The sequence below is a fragment of the Gracilimonas amylolytica genome, from assembly GCF_002911695.1.
Lineage (GTDB): Bacteria > Bacteroidota > Rhodothermia > Balneolales > Balneolaceae > Gracilimonas > Gracilimonas amylolytica.
On sequence record NZ_PQBS01000007.1, the window covers coordinates 99,825 to 122,493 of the forward strand.

Annotated in this window: 25 protein-coding genes; 19 read left to right on the top strand and 6 right to left on the bottom strand. The window is 42.3% G+C overall.

The annotated features are described in order from the left end of the window. Positions 1-18 precede the first annotated feature (18 nt). The 4 genes from dnaB to C3B73_RS01475 all read right to left on the bottom strand — a co-directional run bounded on the left by dnaB (position 19) and on the right by C3B73_RS01475 (position 3,974). Positions 19-1,551 (bottom strand): replicative DNA helicase, encoded by a 1,533-nt coding sequence (dnaB, locus tag C3B73_RS01460; protein WP_103663856.1) that lies wholly within the window; start codon positions 1,549-1,551, stop codon positions 19-21. 122 nt (positions 1,552-1,673) lie between these two features. Further along, a complete protein-coding gene (locus C3B73_RS01465; protein WP_103663857.1) occupies positions 1,674-2,441 on the bottom strand; it encodes a CDP-alcohol phosphatidyltransferase family protein in 768 nt (255 codons plus the stop codon). A 118-nt stretch (positions 2,442-2,559) separates the two neighbouring features. Further along, positions 2,560-3,372: a uracil-DNA glycosylase gene (locus C3B73_RS01470; RefSeq protein WP_103663858.1), complete on the bottom strand. Its 813-nt coding sequence runs from the start codon at positions 3,370-3,372 to the stop codon at positions 2,560-2,562. Between the two features lie 68 nt (positions 3,373-3,440). Then, complete coding sequence (locus tag C3B73_RS01475; RefSeq protein ID WP_103663928.1) at positions 3,441-3,974, bottom strand: RNA methyltransferase; 534 nt, start codon at positions 3,972-3,974, stop codon at positions 3,441-3,443. Positions 3,975-4,238: 264 nt separating this feature from the next. Between C3B73_RS01475 and sufB the strand changes: the two genes are divergently transcribed. The 13 genes from sufB to C3B73_RS01540 all read left to right on the top strand — a co-directional run bounded on the left by sufB (position 4,239) and on the right by C3B73_RS01540 (position 16,240). Next, positions 4,239-5,681, top strand: coding sequence for a Fe-S cluster assembly protein SufB (gene sufB / locus C3B73_RS01480; RefSeq protein WP_103663859.1), 1,443 nt, complete (start codon positions 4,239-4,241; stop codon positions 5,679-5,681). A gap of 152 nt (positions 5,682-5,833) precedes the next feature. After that, positions 5,834-6,607: a Fe-S cluster assembly ATPase SufC gene (gene sufC / locus C3B73_RS01485; protein WP_103663860.1), complete on the top strand. Its 774-nt coding sequence runs from the start codon at positions 5,834-5,836 to the stop codon at positions 6,605-6,607. Continuing rightward, on the top strand, positions 6,607-7,944 hold the full coding sequence (sufD, locus tag C3B73_RS01490) for a Fe-S cluster assembly protein SufD (protein WP_103663861.1): 1,338 nt from the start codon (positions 6,607-6,609) through the stop codon (positions 7,942-7,944). The genes sufC and sufD overlap by 1 nt, the downstream gene beginning before the upstream one ends. A 108-nt stretch (positions 7,945-8,052) precedes the next feature. Then, a complete protein-coding gene (locus tag C3B73_RS01495; RefSeq protein WP_103663862.1) occupies positions 8,053-9,300 on the top strand; it encodes an aminotransferase class V-fold PLP-dependent enzyme in 1,248 nt (415 codons plus the stop codon). Between the two features lie 18 nt (positions 9,301-9,318). Next, positions 9,319-9,870: a NifU family protein gene (locus tag C3B73_RS01500; RefSeq protein ID WP_103663863.1), complete on the top strand. Its 552-nt coding sequence runs from the start codon at positions 9,319-9,321 to the stop codon at positions 9,868-9,870. Positions 9,871-9,901: 31 nt separating this feature from the next. Then, on the top strand, positions 9,902-10,237 hold the full coding sequence (locus tag C3B73_RS01505) for a HesB/IscA family protein (RefSeq protein ID WP_103663864.1): 336 nt from the start codon (positions 9,902-9,904) through the stop codon (positions 10,235-10,237). 75 nt (positions 10,238-10,312) lie between these two features. Then, positions 10,313-10,819 carry a DUF2480 family protein gene (locus tag C3B73_RS01510; protein WP_103663865.1) on the top strand — a complete coding sequence of 169 codons (507 nt, stop codon included), beginning with the start codon at positions 10,313-10,315 and terminating at the stop codon, positions 10,817-10,819. 80 nt (positions 10,820-10,899) lie between these two features. Further along, positions 10,900-11,622: an SDR family oxidoreductase gene (locus C3B73_RS01515; protein ID WP_103663866.1), complete on the top strand. Its 723-nt coding sequence runs from the start codon at positions 10,900-10,902 to the stop codon at positions 11,620-11,622. 64 nt (positions 11,623-11,686) lie between these two features. Continuing rightward, positions 11,687-12,712: a type 2 isopentenyl-diphosphate Delta-isomerase gene (gene fni / locus C3B73_RS01520; protein ID WP_103663867.1), complete on the top strand. Its 1,026-nt coding sequence runs from the start codon at positions 11,687-11,689 to the stop codon at positions 12,710-12,712. Positions 12,713-12,767: 55 nt separating this feature from the next. After that, entirely contained in the window at positions 12,768-13,763 is a 996-nt protein-coding gene (locus tag C3B73_RS01525) for a polyprenyl synthetase family protein (protein ID WP_103663929.1), read from the top strand. Positions 13,764-13,782: 19 nt separating this feature from the next. Beyond that, positions 13,783-14,607, top strand: a complete 825-nt coding sequence (locus C3B73_RS01530; protein ID WP_232802918.1) for an outer membrane protein assembly factor BamD — start codon at positions 13,783-13,785, stop codon at positions 14,605-14,607. After that, the gene (gene nadD / locus C3B73_RS01535; RefSeq protein WP_103663869.1) at positions 14,607-15,191 is read left to right on the top strand and encodes a nicotinate (nicotinamide) nucleotide adenylyltransferase; all 585 of its coding nucleotides are present in this window, start codon (positions 14,607-14,609) and stop codon (positions 15,189-15,191) included. The genes C3B73_RS01530 and nadD overlap by 1 nt, the downstream gene beginning before the upstream one ends. A 128-nt stretch (positions 15,192-15,319) precedes the next feature. Beyond that, a complete protein-coding gene (locus C3B73_RS01540; protein ID WP_232802919.1) occupies positions 15,320-16,240 on the top strand; it encodes a S66 peptidase family protein in 921 nt (306 codons plus the stop codon). 6 nt (positions 16,241-16,246) lie between these two features. Here C3B73_RS01540 and C3B73_RS01545 read toward each other — a convergent pair whose 3' ends face one another. Beyond that, on the bottom strand, positions 16,247-17,311 hold the full coding sequence (locus C3B73_RS01545) for an alanine racemase (protein WP_103663871.1): 1,065 nt from the start codon (positions 17,309-17,311) through the stop codon (positions 16,247-16,249). Positions 17,312-17,339: 28 nt separating this feature from the next. Beyond that, positions 17,340-18,173 carry a 5'-nucleotidase, lipoprotein e(P4) family gene (locus C3B73_RS01550; RefSeq protein WP_103663872.1) on the bottom strand — a complete coding sequence of 278 codons (834 nt, stop codon included), beginning with the start codon at positions 18,171-18,173 and terminating at the stop codon, positions 17,340-17,342. A 115-nt stretch (positions 18,174-18,288) separates the two neighbouring features. Here C3B73_RS01550 and C3B73_RS01555 point away from each other — a divergent pair, with 115 nt between their 5' ends. The 6 genes from C3B73_RS01555 (at position 18,289) to C3B73_RS01580 (ending at position 22,636) form a co-directional block, all read left to right on the top strand. Continuing rightward, positions 18,289-18,729 (top strand): ATP-dependent zinc protease family protein, encoded by a 441-nt coding sequence (locus C3B73_RS01555; protein ID WP_103663873.1) that lies wholly within the window; start codon positions 18,289-18,291, stop codon positions 18,727-18,729. 21 nt (positions 18,730-18,750) lie between these two features. Next, positions 18,751-19,674: a 30S ribosomal protein S6--L-glutamate ligase gene (gene rimK, locus C3B73_RS01560; RefSeq protein WP_103663874.1), complete on the top strand. Its 924-nt coding sequence runs from the start codon at positions 18,751-18,753 to the stop codon at positions 19,672-19,674. After that, the gene (locus tag C3B73_RS01565; RefSeq protein WP_103663875.1) at positions 19,667-20,611 is read left to right on the top strand and encodes a succinylglutamate desuccinylase/aspartoacylase family protein; all 945 of its coding nucleotides are present in this window, start codon (positions 19,667-19,669) and stop codon (positions 20,609-20,611) included. Before rimK ends, C3B73_RS01565 begins: the two co-directional genes overlap by 8 nt. Positions 20,612-20,622: 11 nt before the next feature. Then, positions 20,623-20,967, top strand: coding sequence for a DUF952 domain-containing protein (locus C3B73_RS01570; protein WP_103663876.1), 345 nt, complete (start codon positions 20,623-20,625; stop codon positions 20,965-20,967). Between the two features lie 6 nt (positions 20,968-20,973). Next, on the top strand, positions 20,974-21,867 hold the full coding sequence (locus tag C3B73_RS01575) for a diacylglycerol/lipid kinase family protein (protein WP_103663877.1): 894 nt from the start codon (positions 20,974-20,976) through the stop codon (positions 21,865-21,867). A 175-nt stretch (positions 21,868-22,042) separates the two neighbouring features. Further along, positions 22,043-22,636: an energy transducer TonB gene (locus C3B73_RS01580; RefSeq protein ID WP_232802920.1), complete on the top strand. Its 594-nt coding sequence runs from the start codon at positions 22,043-22,045 to the stop codon at positions 22,634-22,636. Positions 22,637-22,669: the final 33 nt, after the last annotated feature.

Genomic DNA, 22,669 nt, shown 5'->3' on the forward strand with positions numbered 1-22,669 from the left:
ATCAGTCAGGCATGAGCTTTAAAAAGGAGCATCCTCATCCGGAGCCGGATTGTGCGGTGCAGGAGGGGGACCACCGCTTCCATTACTCAATTCAGGTCCTGAACTGCCATTATTGCCTCCGGCACCCAGGGCATTGTTATTGGCAGAAGTGAGGTTTTCGAACCGGGCATATTCTTTGACGAACATATGCGTCTTGGTACCTACCGGACCATTTCTCTGTTTTCCAATGATAACCTCTGCAAGTCCGGCGGTTGATTGGCCTTCCTCGGTAGTGGTAATACCATAATACTCAGCCCGGTACAGGAACATCACAATATCGGCATCCTGTTCGATCGATCCGGATTCACGTAAGTCACTTAATTGTGGGCGCTTATCTCCACCACGTTGTTCTACTGCACGCGAGAGCTGAGCCAGGGCAATGACCGGAACATCCAATTCTTTGGCGAGTCCTTTCAGTCCACGTGAAATGGTTGCAATTTCCTGCTCTCGGTTTCCAATATCCTTTGAGTTGGCCTGCATCAGCTGCAGGTAATCAACGATGATCAAACCTATATCCTTTTCACTTTTTAGACGACGGCATTTGGTCCGCAATTCCATAAGGCTGATTCCTGGGGTGTCATCAATGTAAATTTCAGCACTGAATAGGCGACTTGCAGCATCAATCAGACGCCTGAAATCTTCATCCTTTAACGTTCCCTTTCGGGCTTCATCCGCACGCACTCTTGCCTCCATGGTTAACAGTCGTTGAACCAATGACTGATTGGACATCTCGAGACTGAAAAGAGCAATAGGGGTTCTGAGATTTTCATCAGGATGCATAGCTGCATTACGGGCTGCCGTAAGCACAAAAGCTGTTTTACCCATCGATGGGCGGGCAGCAATGATCACCAAATCACCCTTTTGCCAGCCGGCTGTCATTTCATCTATGGCCAAACCGGACGGAACACCGGTAATACCGTAATCCTTTCCTCTCAGGTCTTCAAGATAAGAAAGAGTGTCTTTTAAAAGTTTTTCTACCGGTACGGCTGAACTGCGGCTTTTCTGATTGGAAAGATCAAAGATACTTTGTTCTGCGTGATCCAGGACATCGTAGGCATCAGAAGTAGTATCATAAGCTTCCTTGATCACATCATTACTTGCAAGGATAAGATTCCTCTTGATGGCTTTTTCAATGATGATCTGTGCATGGTACTCAATATTTGCTGACGAACTTACGGATCGGGTCAGGTCAGACAGATAAGTTGTGCCGCCGCACACTTCCAATAAGTTATTATCCTTGAGTTCATTTTCAACCGTCAGCAGATCCAGGGGATTATCCCTTTCATACAGATTTGATAAAGTCTCAAAAATGTGACGATTGGCCGTTTTATAAAAATCAGTTGGTTTCAGCATTTGAAGGGCAATAGTTGCTGCACCATGTTCGATCAGCATCGCCCCCAAAACAGCTTCCTCAACCTCAACTGCCTGAGGCGGAACGCGACCACCTTTCTCTAATTCCTGAGTGTCGTTTTGTTGATATTTGTTATTGTATGACCCTGATTTTTTTGCCATGCTTACTACTGAAAACCTGTTGATCGTGTGCTAATTCAGGATTCAAAAATAGGTATAAAATCAGACCGAATGGGGATTCTTTTTGAACAAATTTTAAACAGGTTTATCCACAACTTGAGCAATCAGGTTATAGCATATTTTCTGATTCCTACAAAAACGAAGATCAGAAGTGTGAGTATGGCAAAGAAGGGAAGTATTATATCTTTTAGTCCTGCAACCAGAAAAATACTGATCATCAAGAGCTGAAACCCCAACCCAAAAACCGACAAAGGGGTCATAAACCACTTAGGAAATATTGAAGACTTTGGTGCTTCCCGGTCGATGGTGTAAACGATCCTATCGAAACTGCCATAGAGTAGTTTGTATATGTTGAACAGGATATCCACGTGTCGTTGTTGTTCTCCTTTTAAAGCAACGGGAGCTTCTTCCTCAAAAACCTGACTCGTATTATCTCCTTTAACATTCGTTCTGAGAATGACATAGTAGTAGTTGTAAAGCGTACCCTGAAGCTGTATCCCCAAAAATGCCATCAGTGCAACGTAAATATTCGTATCGGATATAAACCATATGGTTACCACGATGAGGAAGTTCAAAATTAGATCAGAGATGGAATCGAAATATCTTCCGGTATAAGAGGGTTTGTGTTTAACACGAGCCAATTCACCATCAGCAGCATCCAATATGGATTTAAGGATCAGGAATAATGCAGCAAATATATAATGCCCAATCAGCATGCAATAAATAGCGATCAAGCCGGAGATAATAAACCAAATGGTAACGTGTATCGGAGTGATATTGGTGGATTTGAGAGACTCAGCAATGATACGAGCCGGTATACGGCCATAATCTGAGAGGTCAAAAAATGCATATTCTTTGGGTAATTTGGGCACTTCGATCGGGGTTGTGCTGATTTTTTACCGTCTAAAGGAAAATTGGTGAATCGAAGTTCCTGAACCTGAAGGTATTTATTAAGCCTTTTACCGGGCTTATATCAGCAATCATGAACCTTTACCTGCCACCCAACTCGTCATACCGTTTTCTCAATTTTTGAACATCTTCCCAGGTAGGACGTTTCCATTTAGGATTTCTGAGCAGAGCCGCAGGGTGATAGGTGGCCATAAGTTCTCTGCCATGGAATGGATGAGTAGAGCCTCTCAATTTACTGAGTGAAGTATCATCCCCTAAAAGGGTGGTTGCTGATATTCTGCCAACGCATAAAATGATCTTGGGATCCACCAGCTCAATTTGCCTCAATAAATAAGGCAAGCTTTTTTCTCGTTCTTCAGGTTTAGGATCCCTGTTATTGGGAGGTCTGTGTTTCAGTATGTTGGCAATGTATATGTCATTGCGTTTAAAATTGATGGCATCCATGATCTTATCCAGTAATTGACCGGCTTCACCCACAAAAGGCTCTCCCTGTTGGTCCTCATTATAACCTGGAGCCTCCCCAACGATCATCAGGTCAGCATCCGGATTTCCTACCCCGAATACCAGATTGGTGCCTTCCAGATCGGTTTGAAGATCCGTAGTTTGTTCACAGAGGCTTTTTAATTCATCCAAAGTTTGGCAGGCAGCTATTTTCTCCTGTGTACTTAACGGTTTTTCAGTTTTGGTTTGAACCGTTTCCTGATCTTCCGTCTTTGTATGTTGAGTATCTGTACTCTGAGGTTCTGATGACTTGGTATTAATTTCAGATTTCTTTTCCTGACCTGCCTCAGGTTCACCTGAAACTGGGATAGACACAGTAAATTTACCGTACAGATCCTGTTGTTGTTTAATGAACCGTTCTGCTTTCTCAATTAATTCTTTTGGGTCGGTCATATGTTCTTAATTTTTACAGTCGTGTAATTTTTTTAACCAAGTTATTCATTCTAAAAGGATCGTAATTCCTACGATTTCCACAACTTTTCAAGCATGGCGTATAATATAACTCCGGCCGCTACTGATACATTCAAGGAATGCTTTTTTCCAAATTGCGGAATCGCAACAAATTCATCAATATATGGGAGTAATTCTTCATCGATCCCTGCCACTTCACTGCCCAGTACTATACACATCCTGGGATACCTATCTGCTTCGAAATCTGGGAGTTCGGTACTATCGTTGGTTTGCTCTAATCCAATCAGATAGTAACCTTCTTTTTTCAGATCATCTATGGCCTTTAACGAATTCTCTTCATATCTCCATTCAACAAATTCCTCTGCACCAATTGCTGTTTTGTTGATCTCCGGTCGGGGTGGAGTAGGGGTAATGCCTGTCAGAATGATCTCAGATATCCCAAAGGCATCAGCGGAACGAAAAATGGATCCAACATTATGCAAACTTCGGACATTTGGGATCAGGATCTTTAGTGAACTCAAGTACCCGGGAGCGGTTCTGGAAAGATTTTCCTTAAGTATTTCTTTGGTCGTAAGCTTCTTCAAGTCAATAAAGATGTTGTGTGATAATTTTGAAGATCGATCTCTAAAATAGGATAGTTTTGACTTCTTAACACAGGCTTTGAGGGGCATAGTTTGGTTCCGATTGATATCATAGAAATTCTCAATCAATTCGGTTTAGTTAAGAGAGGGAGTTTTCGTATATTTGTACTCGTTCTAAATAGGCTCCAAAAACATCGAACGCAATGCAATACAAGGATGTTTTTTTGGGAGCCGTAAAGACCAAACTTTTAAACCATTAATTAGCTAATGAGCGAGACGCAAGCCTTAGAGTCAATGATCGGAGAGGAGTATAAGTATGGCTTCAGTACCGATGTTGAATATGAAGACTTTCCCAAAGGGATCAATGAAGATATAATCCGGGAACTTTCTGCGCGCAAAGAGGAACCAGAATGGATGCTTGAATTCCGTTTAAAGGCCTACCGTGCATGGACAGAAATGGAAGAACCGGATTGGTTCAATGCTGAATACGAAAAACCGAAATTTGATTCGTTACAGTATTATTCGGCTCCTAAAAACAAGCCAAAACTGGATAGCCTGGATGATGTTGACCCCAAGATCAGAGAGACCTACGATAAACTCGGTATTCCTTTAGAAGAGCAAAAAGCCCTGGCCGGTGTTGCTGTGGATGCAGTTTTTGATAGTGTATCTGTTTTTACCTCGTTCAAGGAGAAACTGGCTGAAGCCGGTGTGATCTTTTGCTCAATTTCTGAAGCGATCAAGAATCACCCTGAATTAGTTAAGAAATACATGGGATCTGTGGTTCCCGTTCGCGATAATTTTTATGCAGCTCTCAATTCTGCAGTGTTTTCAGACGGATCCTTTTGCTATGTGCCGAAGGATACGATCTGCCCGATGGAGCTATCCACCTATTTCCGAATCAACAACATGAATTCCGGGCAGTTTGAGAGAACTCTCATTATTGCCGAGGACAACTCCCACGTGAGTTACCTGGAAGGGTGTACGGCGCCAATGTATGACGAACATCAGTTGCACGCAGCTGTAGTTGAATTGGTGGCCCTTGATAATGCTGAGATCAAATACTCAACCATTCAGAACTGGTATTCCGGTGATGAAGAAGGTAAAGGCGGTATTTACAACTTTGTTACGAAGCGTGGTGCCTGCCGCGGTAAGAATTCCAAGATCAGCTGGACTCAGCTTGAAACCGGATCTGCCGTTACTCTTAAATATCCAAGTGTGATATTACAAGGTGATAATTCCATTGGTGAATTCTACTCTGTGGCTGTGACCACTAAGCGTCAGCAAGCAGATACAGGGACCAAAATGATCCACATTGGTAAGAACACCAAGAGTACGATCATATCTAAAGGGATCTCTGCCGGGCACTCAAATAACAGCTATCGCGGAGAGGTTAAAATTAACAAAGGGGCTGATGGCGCCAGAAACTACTCCGTCTGTGACTCGATGTTGATCGGTCAGACGTGTGGAGCGCACACATTCCCTTACATATCTTCTCAAAACCCAACGGCCAGTGTGGAGCATGAAGCTTCAACTTCGCGAGTAGGGGAAGAGCAGATCTTTTACCTGATGCAGCGTGGAATCAGCGAACAAGACGCCATTTCCATGATCATCAACGGATTTGTGAAGGAAGTACTGAAAGAGCTACCACTTGAATTCGCAACGGAAGCAAATGCATTGCTTGACGTCAAGCTTGAAGGTAGTGTTGGGTAACAAGTCATCCTGAGGCTACCGCCGAAGGATCTTTAGCCTCGCTACGCACGCTCAGCGTCGTAGCGTTTGGTGACAGCCCAGAGTGCATGAAACAAGCGTAGAGGCTAAACAAAAGAAATTAAATAAACAAAAAAGACAAAAAGAACAGAAACGTGTTAGAGATCAAAAACTTACATGCCTGTGTAGAAGGCGAAGACGAACAGATTCTTAAAGGTGTGAATCTTACCATCAACAAGGGTGAGATCCATGCCATCATGGGACCAAACGGTAGCGGTAAAAGTACGCTTGCCAAAGTGGTATCAGGTCACCCGGAATATGAGATTACCGAGGGAGAGATCATCTTTGAAGGTGAAGACATCACAGAATTGGATGCCGATGAAAGAGCGCATCTTGGTTTATTCCTTGCATTCCAATATCCCATTGAAGTTCCAGGCATTACCAACCGCACCCTGCTTCGGGAATCCTACAATACGATCGCTCGTGAGAATGGACGCGAAGAACTGGATCCACTCGAATTTGATGACTACCTGAAAGAACGTCTGGAAGTGATCGACATGAAGGATGAATTCCTTGAGCGTAGTATCAACACCGGTTTTTCAGGCGGTGAGAAGAAGAAGAATGAGGTGTTCCAAATGGCGGTATTGAATCCAAAACTTGCCTTTATGGATGAGACTGATTCCGGACTTGATATTGATGCACTTAAAGTGGTTTCTGACGGTATCAATAAAATTGCCGGACCTGAGAATGCGATCGTTCTTATCACCCACTATCAGCGTCTGCTTAATTACATCACACCTGATCATGTGCATGTGATGATGAATGGTAGGATCGTTAAGTCTGCCGGGAAAGAACTGGCTCTTGAACTTGAGGATCAAGGTTACGAACAATTGGAAAAAGAATTTTCTGTAAACGGAGAGGCTCAGTAATGAGTACAGCAGTACAAGAAAAAGAAACCATATTAAACTTTTTGGACGGCGATTTTGGGACGGTTTCAAACATTCCCGCAATTGCCGGATTGAATGAGAAAGGAGCCGGAAATATTTCAGAATTTCCGTTTCCAACCAAGAAAGACGAAGACTGGAGATTCACGGACCTGAGATCCATAAGCCGTAATCACTTTGTCCCTGTTTCAGAGGCCGGAGCAAATCCTGTAGGTGATATCAGTGAATATTACCTGCCTGAAGCGACAAATAGTCGATTGGTGTTTGTGAATGGTGAATTTAACCCTGAACTTTCTTCAACATCAGACATTCCTAAGAATGTGGTTGTTGGAAATATGGCCGCTTATAGTGATCACGAGATCCTGGAAACGCATCTGGGTAAGTACACCAATTACGATGATGACCGGGATGTATTTGCTGCATTGAATGACGCCAACTTTAAGGATGGTACGTTTATCTACGTTCCTAAAGAGACGAAAGTAGAAGCGCCGATTCATGTTCTTAATGTATTCACGGATGCCGAGAAAGCTTTTTATACCACGCCTCGTGTACTTTTTGTTGGGGAAGCATATTCAAAAGCGACTATCGTGGAAGAACATGTAGCTCTGACTCAAAATGAATACCTCAACGTGACCGTCAATGAGTTCAAGCTCTTTGAAGGAGCGCACGTTCACCATGCACGTATTCAGCGCGACAGTAAGAAGGCGAATCATATTTCACGCCCGATCGCGCATCTTGATAAATATGCTGAATACCATTCATACACCATTTGTCTGGGAGCGAAATTATTCCGAAACGACCCACGAGTGGTTCAAAACGACGAAGAAGTAGATTTCACTATTGATGGGCTGGTATTGATAGACGGAGATCAGATCGCGGATACACACTCTGCCATCGACCACCGACACTGGCATGCGAAAAGTCACCAACTGCACAAAGTTGTGGTGAATGATGAAGCGCATTCCATCTTCAACGGTAAGATCTTTGTTCGTGAAGACTCTCAAAAGATCGATTCATTCCAGGAAAACAGGAACTTACTGCTTTCTGTGGATGGAACGGTTCACACCAAGCCACAGCTTGAGATCTTCTCAGACGATGTATTGTGCTCTCACGGTGCCACTATTGGTCACCTGAATGAGGATGAGGTATTTTACCTTCACAGTCGCGGCTTGACCAAGAAAAAAGCTCGTGAGTTATTGGTATACGCTTTCACTCTTGAAAGCATCGAGACAATGGAAGTTGAATCCGTTCATAAATTATTACTGGACGAAGTAGTTAAATATACCTCTCGCGACGAGGAATTTGTTGCGGTAGGGAAGTAATTCACCATACGCTACGACGCACAAAGCGATCGTAGCTAGGTAAAAATGGTAGCCCTCGTTCCTACGCTCTGCGTGGGAACGATTGTAGCTGTTAAACAAGATTAGTTCATGCAAGAAACCCTGAAAACAGATACCAAAACCAACATCGACTGGGACAATATCCGCAGTCAGTTTCCTGTGCTTCGGCAAGAAGTAAATGGGCAACCATTGGTTTATCTGGATAATGGGGCTTCTTCACAGATTCCACAAAGAGTGATCGATAGGATAAACGCTTATCACTTAAATGAGCATGCCAATGTGCATCGTGGAATCCATACGTTGAGTCAAAAAGCAACCGATGCTTTTGAATTGACGAGAAAACGAGTACAGGCATTCATCAATGCCCGGCATGAAGAAGAGATCATTTATACAACAGGAACTACAGACTCCATTAACTTGGTCGCTCAAAGCTATGGGCGTAAGCACTTTAAAGAGAATGATGAGATCCTGATATCTGCCATGGAGCACCACGCTAACATTGTGCCGTGGCAACTGATCGCAGAACAAACCGGAGCCATCCTTAAAGTCATTCCAATGAATGATGATGGGGAATTACTGATGGACAAATACCACGGCCTTCTTTCTGAGAAAACGAAGATGGTTGCAGTTGTTCATGTCTCAAATACCTTAGGCACCATCAATCCGGTTGAAGAGATCATTGCAGCAGCTCACTCCAGGGGAATACCTGTATTAGTAGATGGTGCACAAGCGGTTCCCCATATGAAAGTGGATATGCAAAGGCTGGATGCAGATTTCTATGCATTTTCAGCTCATAAAATGTGTGGACCAACCGGTTTTGGAATTCTTTTTGGAAAGAGGGAATTACTGAATGATATGCCTCCATACAGAGGAGGAGGGGATATGATAGATAAGGTGACTTTCGAGAAAACCACCTGGAATGATCTTCCCCACAAATTTGAAGCCGGCACGCCACCGATCTCAGCCGGGGTTGGTTTTGCCGAGACCATTTCTTTCCTTAAAGATATTGGAATGGAAAATATTGCCGCTCGTGAGCAGGAATTATTGGAATATGCCACCGGTAAATTAAATGCTATAGACGGGCTCCGGATCGTGGGAACGTCAGAAAACAAAGCCTCGGTGATCTCATTTTTACTTAAGGATATTCATCCAACCGATGCAGGTACCATTCTGGATCAAAAAGGAATAGCGGTCAGAACCGGTCACCATTGCACGCAGCCGATCATGGATCGATTTGAGATCCCAGGCACGGCAAGAGCTTCCATTTCATTTTATAACACTAAGGAAGACATTGATCGCTTAGCAGATGGAATTAAATATGTACAAGAATTTTTTTGATATAAAAGGAGAATAACGATGGCTAAAATTAAAGAAATAGAACGCACCCCAAATCCCGATGCCATGCGCTTTGTGCTGGCTGAGCCCTTAACAAGTGGAACAACACGTTCTTTTGAGAATGCTCAGGAAGCGGAAGATGACGAACTGGCATCAGCACTATTTGCTGTGGATAACGTAATCAACGTGTATTACGTGGATAAATACATCACGGTGACACAGGATGGAAAAGCCGTTTGGTCTGAATTGTTACGCAAGCTGGCTCCTCCGATCCGTGAAGCTAAACCGATCACCGAGGAAGAGGATGACACGGATGTACACCTGAGCAAAGAAGTTCAGGGCTCAGACGATCCGCGCCTACAGGAAATAACCAGAATGCTGGATGAACAGGTTCGTCCTTATTTGCTGGCTGATGGTGGTGGATTGAAGGTTTTAGGCCTCGAAAACAACCGTTTAAAGGTGCACTATCAGGGAGCCTGTGGAACGTGTCCAACAGCCACGACCGGAACCTTATATGCCATTGAAAGCATGGTCAAGCGCATTGACCCTGAAATTCAGGTCGTATCCGTTTGATCGATCTCATAAGCTGCAGGTAAACTAAATCATGGAACTATCTATAACAGACAGAGCTGTTGAGCGGATCAGGGAAATCCGTGATGAAAAACAGATCCCTGATTCAGCGATGTTAAAAGTCGGTGTAGTTAGCGGTGGCTGTTCCGGATTAACCTATGATCTTGATTTTGATACTGACATTGAGGTTGGTGAAAATGATAAGGTATTTGATCTAAATGGCATCAAAATACTGGTGGATATGAAAAGCTTTTTATACCTGGCAGGTACTGAATTGGATTACACGGATGGTTTGAATGGTCAGGGATTTCATTTTAAAAACCCAAATGCCACCAGAACCTGTTCCTGTGGTGAGTCTTTTTCTATTTAGTTAATTGTTAATGGTTTAATGGTTATTTGTTAGTAGTAAATTTGCGAATAACCATTAACCAATCAACCAATAACCATGCCCGAAACAATTGAAAATAAAGTTCAACAAAACACCAAGTTGGTGACGATAGACTTGCAGAAGTTCCATGATCCGACACCAATTGAAGAACTGGATATCAAGGAGTTCTTATTTCAGGAACTGTTGTTGAAAGAAAAAGAGTTTCGTCAGCACCTGAAAGACCATGATTGGTCGCAGTACGAGGGAAAGTATTTATGCGTGAACTGCAGTACTGATGCCATTATTGCTCCCTGGGCCTGGATGCTGATCACTTCTTATGCGTCTGAATTTGCCAAGGATATTTATCTCGGTAATAAAGAATCCTATCTGCATCAATTATATCAGAAGAAGCTTGATGATCATGATTGGACCCAATATGAAGACAAGTTTGTACTGTTAAAAGGGTGTGGTAAGATTCATGTACCTGATTCCATTTATTTGTTGGCTACCAATAAATTAATGAGTACAGCTAAAAAGATAATGTATGGAGAGGCTTGCTCAAACGTACCCGTATGGAGAAAGTAGTGTCTTATCATTTCATCGATTAGCTTGATTAGTTTATCTTTACCCATCTACAACTAATCAAAATGATATAGACCACTTAAATGAAGATATTAGTCACCGGCACCTCTCGCGGAATAGGCCTTTCAATCGCACGATCATTACTTGATGAGGGGCAGGAAGTTATTGGCACATCCCGTTCAACCAATACACCATTTCCCAATAACCAGAACTACACTCATATCAAATGTGATTTAGCGAAGCCTGAAGAGGTACAAAAACTAAAATCGGTTTTTGAGGGAGACGAAACACCCGAAGTCCTCATCAACAACGCCGGTATGTTTGAAGAAGCACAGTTTAATATCTCAGACGAAGACTGGCTCGCTAACTGGGATAAGACCCTCCAGGTTAATTTGAGATTCGCAGCCCTGATCTCGAAGTGGGCTTTGAATGCATGGACCAAAGCGGGAATCGCAGGTCGACTCATCAATATCTCATCCCGGGCAGGATATCGCGGAGATACGGGCGAATATGCAAGCTATGCTGCCAGCAAAGGAGGTATGGTAGCCTTTATCAAGAGCATTGCCCGAAGCTTTGGAAAACATGGAATCACAGCCTATACCATTGCCCCCGGATTTGTAGATACGGATATGGCTCAGGGTTCCATTGAAGTGTATGGAGCGGATTACCTGACCAAGGATCTGGCTTTGAATACCATTGCTCCACCCGAACAGATCGCAAACATTGTAACTTTGCTTGCGGAAGGTAAATTGACTCATGCAACCGGCCAAACGTTTCATGTGAATTCCGGTTCCTATCTGATCTAGACATAAAATAGGAACCCTTTCTAAAAAAGTAGCATTTAGCCTGAGTAATTAAGAATTTAGGTGTATGACAGATATCAGAGATAGAAAGAAAGATCACGTGGAACTGACTGTTACTGACGGAACTCAGTATCAAACCCCAACAGGTTTCGATCAGTTTTACTTTAATCACAATGCTTTACCTGAAGTTGACCATGGTCAGGTCAGTACATCAGCTACATTCTTAGGTCGTACATTTGATTTTCCACTCTTTATTTCTTCTATGACAGGAGGGTATGCAGATGCCGGTCCTGTAAATGCTATTATTGCTGAATTCTGTGAAACCGAAAACCTTCCATTTGGAGTTGGGAGTCAGCGTGCCATGCTTGAGGATGAATCTCTTACAGACACCTTTTCCATAGTGCGCAGTAAAGCCCCCAATGCATTCATTGCGTCTAACATAGGTGGGGCACAATTGATCGGTGGTTTAAAGAAAAAATTGCTAAAGAGATTGACGGAATCCATCGAAGCCAATGCCGTTATTGTACACCTGAACCCACTTCAGGAATTGATGCAGCCGGAAGGGGATCGCAATTTTAAAGGAATACTGAACGGAATTGAGCAATTAGTTTCTGATACAAAATTACCGGTCATTGTAAAGGAGACCGGAGCCGGTATTTCTGAACATACAGCAAGAAGGTTATTGAATGCCGGAGCTCAGGTGATTGACGTAGCCGGAGCCGGGGGAACAAGCTGGGCTAAGGTTGAGAATTACAGAACCTCAAATAAAACTGCCAACCACAGCTTTGATGAATGGGGCATTCCAACTGTTGAATGTATTTTAGAGTTGAGCCGACTTGAATGGGAGCGAAGTTTTGAGATCGTTGCATCAGGCGGAATACGAAATGCGTTCGACATTGCAAAAGCATTAAGCCTGGGGGCTCACTTCACAGCCTCTGCACAGCCTGTCATAAAAGCCATTAAAGAAGATGGTTACGAAGGCTTACAGCAGCTTTACACAACCTGGAAAAATGATCTCAAAACCATTTTGACATTGTTGGGCCATACCAACACCAATGAATTGAACCATAGTGATCTTAAACGAAAAGCTTAACCAATAAGCTGTCAGATATTCCTTATATTTGAAGCCTCATCACATCAAAAGAGCATTGAGCACAAACGGTTTACAACAAAATTTACTGGAGCGAATAGAAAAGGAACTTGGGAAGTTGAACCTTCCTGAGACACCTATATCTTTATATCAGCCCTATAGGTATGCTATAAATGTTGGAGGCAAGCGAATTCGCCCAATATTAACCTTATTATCCTGCGGACTCTGCGGCGGTGATATTGATGAGGCTATTCCTGCGGCTCTTGCTGTTGAAATACTACATAATTTCACGTTGGTTCATGACGATATCATGGATAGTGCAGAAACCCGCAGGGGAGAACCCAGTGTGTATAAGAAATGGGATAGTAATATCGCTATTTTGACCGGTGATGTGATGTTTGCCGATGCCTACAAGCAACTTCATTATTATGGTGAATCAGATAAATTTACCAAACAGGAGTTTGCAGCCATGCATCATATTTTTTCAAGATCCATTATTACCGTTTGTGAAGGACAGGCGCTGGATATGGAATTTGTTGACCGAACCGATGTCTCTGATAAGGAATACCTCCAAATGATAGGAGGAAAAACAGCCGCTTTATTGAGCGGCGCCCTTGAAATGGGGGCTGTAGCGGCTCACTCATCCCATCATAAAAGGGCTGAATTAGCAGATCTTGGTTATGAAATGGGTATTGCCTTCCAAATTCAGGATGATCTTTTAGATGCCACTGCCGACCCGGAGAAATTTGGTAAACGTCCGGGCGGAGATATTTATGAGGGTAAGAAAACATATCTGACCATCCGTGCGTTAGAACGAGCAAATGACGCACAAAAAGAGATCATTAGCCGAACCCTGAATGAAGTCAACCCCTCAGATGATTCTGTAAAACAGGTACTGGATATTATGGCTCAATTAGGAGTTCTTGATGATGTTGCCAAAGAAACCGATGAGCATTACCAAAAAGCCTTTAATCTGCTTAACAAATTTGAATCCTCAGAATACAAAACAGAGCTTGAAAAACTTCTTAACTTCTTACAAAACCGTGATCACTAAAAACCAACTGAAAAATTCGATGTTAAATAAACTGTTAGCAGTATTCGGGTTGATATTCTTACTGTCTGCCTGTCAAAATGATAAATTGATCAAAAGGGGAGATACCTTACAAGTGGCCTATCAAAAAGCCATGGCGTTTTATATGGAAGAAGATTTCACAGAGGCTGCAAATGCTTTTGATACCGTTACACGATTAGGTCGCGGAACAGATTATGGACAGGAAGCCCAATATTACCTGGCTGAAAGCTATTACAATAACCGACAGTATCTGTTGGCAGCTTCAGAATATGATCGTTTTGTAAGCTTGTATCCAAACGAGGAACGCCGACAGGAGGCTGAATTTAAAGCCGCTATGTCGTACTACCATCAAAGTCCCCGTTATAAACTGGATCAGTCAGCTACAAGAAATGCCATCGAGCGCTTTCAGCTATTCAATAACCGGTATCCGGATTCAGAACTGGTAACTGAATCTGCCGATAAGATCGATGAGTTAAGAAATAAGCTTGCCCGTAAGTCCTACGAATCGGCTCAATTCTATGTAAGAACCGATCAATACCTGGCTGCTACGATCTACCTTGAGGAAACTATTGATCAGTACCCTGAATCGGAATGGGCTGAAAAAGCATTGGTTGACCTTATCAAGACGTATGTGACCTATGCTGATAACAGTGTTCCTGAACGACAGGAAGAGCGATACTCTAAAGCGGTAGACACGTACGATAAATTCCTTCAACTATTTCCTGAAAGTACCTACAGAAGTGAAGTTGAAAACATCCACGACGAAGCTCAAAGTAAACTTGAGGATGTACAAAGTAGTATGATCAGCGAATCGAATAATAACTGATGTCTATGAGGATTGGACTGTTCGGAGGAACTTTCGATCCGGTTCATAACGGGCATATTTCCATTGTAAGGTCTTTCTTGAAGTCGGGATACATAGACAAATTGTGGATCCTTTTAACACCTGTACCGCCTCATAAACTGAATAAGGAGCATGTTTCTTATGACCATCGTAAAGAAATGCTCCGTTTGGCTTTTCAGGATGTAGAACATGTCAGTATCAGTACAATTGAACAAACATTGCCCAAACCTTCCTATATGGTTCAGACCGTTACACACCTTGCTCAAAAATATCCTGAGGATGAATTTTCACTTTGTATAGGCGAAGACAGTATGGCACAATTCCATACCTGGAAAGACTACAGAAAATTATTAGAACATTGCCAATTACTTGTGGCCGAACGCCCTGATACCGATCACAGTGAAGTAGGAAGTGAGATCATGGAGAAGGTTCAATTCATACCACATGATCCTGTAGAAGCTTCTTCCACAGAGATACGAGAGCTGTTAAATTCTGGAAATGACCCACAATTATTGCTTCCTGACAGGGTTTACAGTTACATTAAGGAACACAAACTGTATCAATAACTGATTTTAGTAATCTCATGCCTATTTCCAGAAAAGATTTCCTGCGTAATTCAGTGTTGGCTGCTGGAATGACTGTCTCCGGCTTTTCTCTCAATCAAATAAATGAGAGAAATAAATTGGATCATCAAATGATCAAGCCAAAGGCATTAAAAAATGGAGATACTTTAGGCCTTGTGGCACCTGCAAGTCCGATCTACGAAGAAAGTGTGTTTGAGGAGATGATGGTGAACCTCAAGGATCTTGGGTTTAAACTCAAACTGGGTAAGTCAGTGAGGAAACAACGTGGTTATTTAGCGGGAACCGACAGAGAACGATTGGAAGACCTCATGGAGATGTTCAGTGATGAGGAAGTGGATGGGATCATGTGTATTCGTGGGGGATGGGGGAGTAACCGAATTCTGTCCGATATTGATTATGATCTGATCAGGAATAACCCTAAGGTATTTTGCGGTTTCAGTGATATAACGTCCCTTCACATGGCTATTCAAAAATATGCCGGACTTTACACATTTCATGGGCCTGTCGGAAAATCGGTTTGGAATGATCTCACGACAGAGGCATTTCGAAATACCCTAATGAAGCCCAAACTGACCGATCAGCTAATTCCGGAACAAGAACTTGAGCATGCTTTCGCGATCCATCCCGGAAAGGCAACCGGAAGGTTACTGGGAGGAAATTTATCCGTGCTGACAACCCTGATAGGTACGGAGTATTTGCCGGATATGAAGGGTGCCATTCTATTTCTTGAGGATATAGGAGAAAGTGTGTATCGAATCGACAGAATGCTGACTCATCTTAAAATGGCCGGTCTGCTGGACGGACTAAATGGGTTTATATTTGGTAAATGTACCGAATGCAGTGCCGGGCCAAATAGCCTGGAGTTAGAAGAGGTTTTTAAGGATCACATTGAGCCATTGGGTATTCCGGCTTTTTACGGGGCAATGATCAGTCATGAAGACAATAACCTTACCATTCCAGTGGGGGTAGAAGCTGAAATGAATGCGGATAATTTAAGTTTCAGGTTCAAAGAACATACTGTGAAAGTCTGAATCGATTCATTTATTGATACCCGATAAATGTTCGATCATTCTGCCATCTTCCGTGCTTTTATATTCCTGCATAAGATCAGCTGTTAAGCAGGAATGGATCGGGAAAATTTGAATGGTTTCTCCCACACTGATCTCTTCAAATACATTTTGACTGCATTTAATGATACCATGCTCCTGAGAGATACTTTTGATGTAAGTTTCTTCTGACAGATGCTTCAGGCGCGGTTCACCAAAACTTTTGACACCATTGATCTCAATGAATTCTTTTGAGAAATGTACGGCCCCACCATGAATTAGAACTTCATTCCGGCTTTTAAATTTCTCAATGACTGGACACTCCATATAAACAGCGATCTCGTTGGGTGAACAGGATCCAATTTGAACCTGCATCCAGTCATAAAACACAAAGTTACCGGGACTCAGCTGATCGATCGGACCAAAATCTGATAAAACACTACAGGAGGGCGTATCGCCAAAACAGATCGGAAGATCAGGAAAGGTGCTTTTGATCACTTCAAGTTTCTTGATAGTAGGAGTGATCAGTTCCAGTATGTCATTTTCTGATCGTGCCTTATACGTATATCCGGCATGGCAGTAAAAACCGGCAGGGTAAAAGTGCTCTGACTCTTCAATTGTTTCAAGTACGCTACGTATGGCTGGAAGATCATTGATCGGGATACCACTTCTGCCATAATCAGGATCCAGTTCAATGTATAAACCCATTGAGTTCGACACTTTTTGATCAAGTAACCTAACGACCTCTTCAGATATCACTAACGTTTTAAGTGTGATTCTTGAAGATAAATCATCGTAAACTGAATTCGCTAAGACATTGGCTGGGAATGCTATAGTGATATCTTTCCACCCGTGGTTTGCAAAATACTGTGCCATCTTTGGAGATGAAACTGTGATTCCACGAATACCAAAATCCCTGAATATCTCACCGATCTCAGCCGATTGATGAGTTTTGAAATGAGGCCTGAATTCCATTTCATTTCGTCGGCATTTATCAGCCATTTTTTTGATGTTCTGGCTTACAATGTCAGTATCTATATAAAGCGTTGGAAACATGATGATTTAATTGAGTGATCTTAATGTATCAATTCTTTGCAGGATCGAGTCCGGCATTTGAATTCTCATTTTCCATTTCTGATCTCATTACAGAGTCCCAGGATCCGTAGATCGGGTTTGGCAGAATAAACCATTTTCTCCCAAAATTGGCTGAGTACTCCCGAATTTTGTTATCACGCTCGGCCTGACTGATCTCCTTTGCAGGAAAGAAATCATTGAGATCATCACCAAATAACATAATGACCCGGTAACTATCCTCAACCATTTTCCTTCGGTTAACTTTGGAAGAGGTCCAGTTTGGCTGTTCTCCATTTGTTAGAATGTTATCCATGCTTGTTGAAACCGGGAAACCAAGTTCTTTTAGATTCTTTCGTGTTGCTTCTTCAACTTCATAACTTCTGTTACTCAAATAAAAGATCGTCACACCTTGTTCGTTAGCATACTGAGCAAACTCAACAGCTCCGGGTACAGCTTCCGCATTAGCTTCCAAACACCAGGCATTCCAGTCGTCCGAGTTGTAAGATTTATTCTCAAGGATCATTCGCGCCTGAAAAGGAGAGTTATCCAAAACGGTTTCGTCTATATCCATAATAATAGCAGGAGGGAGCTTCCTGTAAACAGACTCATCTTTTTGATTGACTGATGCAGTCCAGAAAGAATCTTCTAAAGGTAGAGATAGCATTCTTTCAGCGGTTTCATAAGCCTGTACATTCAGGGCTTTATACTCTGCAGAATTCTGTACCCAAAGCGTGGCCTGAAGTGACGGATCTTCAGGCAGTGGGGCATCATTATCTGTTAAAGATTGGCTGGATCCACATGAAGTAATAAAGATCAGGGCGAATAGATAAATGAATCGGTTCATAAAAATGGACGGGTTGTATTTAAATTTAGCCTTAAAGATATGAAATCATATTAAGAGCTAATTAATTTTTAAATAGAATGTTATTCCCCGTTTAAAACCTTTATTTTTGGTTGCTATGGAAAACACATCCGAACAGAAAATTATTGGCCGTACAGAGTTGGTTGATCTTCCCGAATGGAATTTCATTGATCTTGAGGCAAAGATCGATACCGGTGCTTATACCTCAAGTATGCATTGTCATGATATTGAAGCGTATCGTGAAGAGGGTGAAGATTGGATCCGTTTTTATTTACTGGATCCTGATCATGTATCATATAATGAACAAGAGATCACTATGCCGGTTCACGATCAGCGTGAGGTGAAATCGTCCAATGGAGAAACAGAGCTCCGATATTTTATCAGGACGAAGATAAATTTTTTTGACCGCTCATATGATATAGAATTATCTCTCACCGACAGATCTGCCATGAAGTACCCTTTGTTAATTGGGAGAAAATTTCTACAAAAAGGTCCATTTCTGGTAGATGTTACAAAAGAAAATCTCAGTAAAAAATAATTCACCCCGGAGTCTTAGTAAATGAATATTGGTATCCTATCGAGAAATGCATCTTTATACTCAACTCAGCGACTGATCGAAGCTGCAAGGGAGCACGGACATGAAGTAGAAGTCATCGATCATCTTAAGTGTGATATTGTTATAGAGCAGGACGATCCAAAGATCTATTTTAAAAGTAAGCGTATCGACTATCTGGATGCTATCATCCCCAGAATTGGAGCGTCTGTTACATTTTACGGGGCAGCTGTGGTCAGGCAATTTGAGATGATGGATGTATTCAGTGTGGTGCACTCACAGGCTTTGGTACGATCAAGGGATAAGCTTCGCAGCCTTCAGTTATTAGCCAGTTCCGGGGTTGGCCTTCCAAAAACAGTGTTCACCAATTATTCCAAGGAAGTTAAAAAGATCATTGAATCGGTAGGAGGAGCTCCGCTGATTGTAAAATTACTTGAGGGCACTCAGGGGCACGGTGTAGTATTAGGACCTACCAAAAAAGCCTCAGAATCAATTATTGAGGCCTTTCATGCCATGAAAGCCAGGGTGATCGTTCAGGAGTTTATCTCTGAATCAAAAGGAGCTGATATCAGAGCCTTTGTGGTAGATGGCAAAGTGGTTGGTGCCATGAAAAGGCAGGGCAAAGAAGGGGAGTTCCGCTCAAATCTGCATCAGGGCGGAACCGGGGAATTGATAAAGCTCTCCAAAGCAGAGCGTGTTGCAGCTCTCAGAGCCGCATCGGCTATGGATCTACAAGTGGCCGGTGTGGATATGTTGCAATCAGAACGAGGTCCTTTGATTCTTGAAGTAAACTCGTCCCCCGGACTTGAGGGTATCGAAAAAACAACGAATAAAGATATTGCCGGTTTTATCATCAAATACATTGAGAAGGCGATAGAAGAGCGTAAGAAAAACCCGGCTCGTAAAAAGAAGGCAAAGAAACATGCCTAAACAGATCACGATCAATAAAGAGAAGATCAGCCCGGGTGAACAGAAAATCGTGAACCTGAACATTGCCCGGCTACCAACCTACACAAGTATCGATCTGCCGGTTCTGGTGTATCGGGCGCCCGTAGATGGCCCTGTGATGTTGCTGACAGGTGGCCTGCACGGAGATGAGATCAACGGAGTAGAGATCATCCGCCGTATGATCGAAAGAGACCTGGTGATTCCTGAAAAGGGTACCGTGATAGCTATCCCTATTGTAAACATTTATGGATTTATCCAGAATTCCAGGGGATTGCCCGATGGAAAGGATATTAATCGAAGTTTTCCGGGTGCAAAAGGCGGGTCACTGGCAAAATTACTTGCTCATACCTTAATGACGGAGATCATTCCGGTCATAGACTGTGGCATAGATTTTCATACCGGAGGCGCTTCGCGATCTAATTACCCTCAGGTGAGGTGCTCCTTTAAAATAGATAAGGCAACAGAATATGCCCGGGCTATGGGCTCTCCGGTTATGATGCACTCCGGTTTGATCTCTAAATCATTTCGGAATGCGGCTCATAAGAAAGGAAAAGAAATTTTGGTCTTTGAAGTGGGAGAATCACTTCGCTATGATGAATTCGGTATAGAGGAAGGCATTGACAGTGCCCGCCGTCTGATGAAATATCTCGGTATGGTGAAAAATGCTCCGGATGCAAATAAAACCATGATATATAATCAATCAACCTGGATCAGGACCAAAAATGCCGGTTTATTTATTTCAAAAACTGAACTTGGTGAAATTCAAAATAAGCGACAGGTCTTAGGTCAAATAAAGGATCCTTACGGAGAGCTTAACTCAAGAGTTTTGGCTCCGCAAGACGGAATGGTAATTGGCTTAAATAATTGCCCTGTAGTTAATAAGGGTGATGCTCTCATTCACTTTGCATATAACAAATAAATAGGAATACATTGGATATCGACTTACTTTTTATAGCACTTAAAAAATCGGACTGGCGCGAGATCTCACAAAAAGAGACGATCTATTCTCCGGAATTCTTAGCCGAAGGAAGTCTAAAAACCTTTACCGGAGACCAGGCTCAAGATGTACTCAATAAAACCTATTCCGGTGAGGAAATACTTCTGATCGTCTTAGATCCGCTTAGAATACAAGCACCGATCAAACATGTGAAAGTTGATGGTCTTAAATATGTGGAAGTGATGGGTGAAGTGACAAAAGATGCACTTATTGATAAGATCACTTTGAAGCCGAATAAGGACGGATCCTACTCACTGGACGTTAAACACTTTGATTAGGATTACTTGAGTCGTAAGGATTCATATTGCTTTATCATCAATTGTGCGTCAAATGCACATGCTTCTGAAATTACCTTTAAAAAATATGAGTCTGTTATAAAGAGTGAATTTCCGGGTTCATACCTTTTATACATCCGTTCAGGTGATTCTATAAAAGACTTTGTTGAAGCTCATTTAGACAAATACAGCCACTTTGTGGCTTGTGGGGGAGATGGAACGGTTAATAGTGTCGCTAACGCCTTAGTAGAAACTGAAACAATTCTTGGGGTATTGCCATTAGGTAGTGGTAATGATTTTGCTCAAAATATTGGGTTGTATTTAAATTTTGAACATGATCTTAAGATCCTTAAAAATAACAGGATCAAACAGATAGATGCCATAAAGGTTAATGGGGAATACATGTTTAATACCTGTGGTTCAGGTTTGGATGGCCTTACTAACTTTTATGCTTCCAAAAGTTTGTTCCGGAGGGGCTTTCTAAAGTACTTTTTTGGCGGGTTAACCGCTTTATTGAAGGCCGGCCGATTTGACATCACCTATAACATTGATGGAAATGGAAGCAAGGTATACCAGAATATCTGGATGGTGGCTGTTGCTAATGGTAAAACAGAAGGTGGCAGATATAAGATCTCACCGAATTCTGATAACAGTGACGGTATTGCCGATGTGATCATCGTAAAAGGAGTTTCAAGACTTCACCTGATCCGGGAATTTATAAAGTTATCCTTCGGAAGGTCATTTGATCCAGAAATAGTTGAAATTCTGTCATTTCAGGATACTATGGAGCTCAGAAACTCGATAAAGCTTCATACACACCTGGACGGCGAACAAAAAGGTCAGTTAGATCAGTTTGAATTCAGAATGAATAAAGGGGCTATAAAAGTTGTAGTGGGTTCATAAAATGGGTTTATCTGCTTCATAATATCTTCATTGACAGGTAGTATTATTATATAACTTCTAAAACAAACAGGAGGTTATGATGCGAGGTCCGGTAAAAATAATAGATCGCAAAAATGATTTAAAAAGAGGCTATCTGATTCGCCTTGAGATAGGCTTTATATTAGCACTTCTTATTATGATATCAGCCTTTAAGCTTGATCTGAATATTGAGCAAGAAAAGGAAGAATTAGTGATCGATCGACAGGAAGAAGTTTATGTTGAAGAGATCGTACAAACAAAACAAGAGATCAAAGCTCCACCACCACCAAGACCCATGGTTCCCGTAGAGGTTCCGAATGATGAGATCATACAGGATGATTTCATTGACCTTGATGCTGAATTGGACTTGGATGAATCCTTTATGGAATTACCGCCACCACCGCCACAAATGGATGATGAGGTGGTTGAGGAAGAAGAGGAGATCTTTGTAGTCGTAGAGCAAATGCCTGAATTAATAGGTGGTTTAGCCGCCTTAAACAAGCATATAACCTATCCTGAAATGGCGAGAAGAGCGCAAATTGAAGGTCGTGTTATTGTTGAGTTTATCATAGATAAGGATGGTAAAGTACGTGACCCGAAAGTTATAAGAGGCATTGGCGGGGGTTGCGATGAAGAAGCCATCAAAGCGGTTCAAAAAGTAACATTCAAACCTGGAATGCAGCGGGGTAAACCGGTCTTAGTTCGTTACAGCATGCCGATCAATTTTACACTTCAGGATCAAAACAGTTAGTCAGTGAGTTGATCTTGTCTGATAAAACAACGT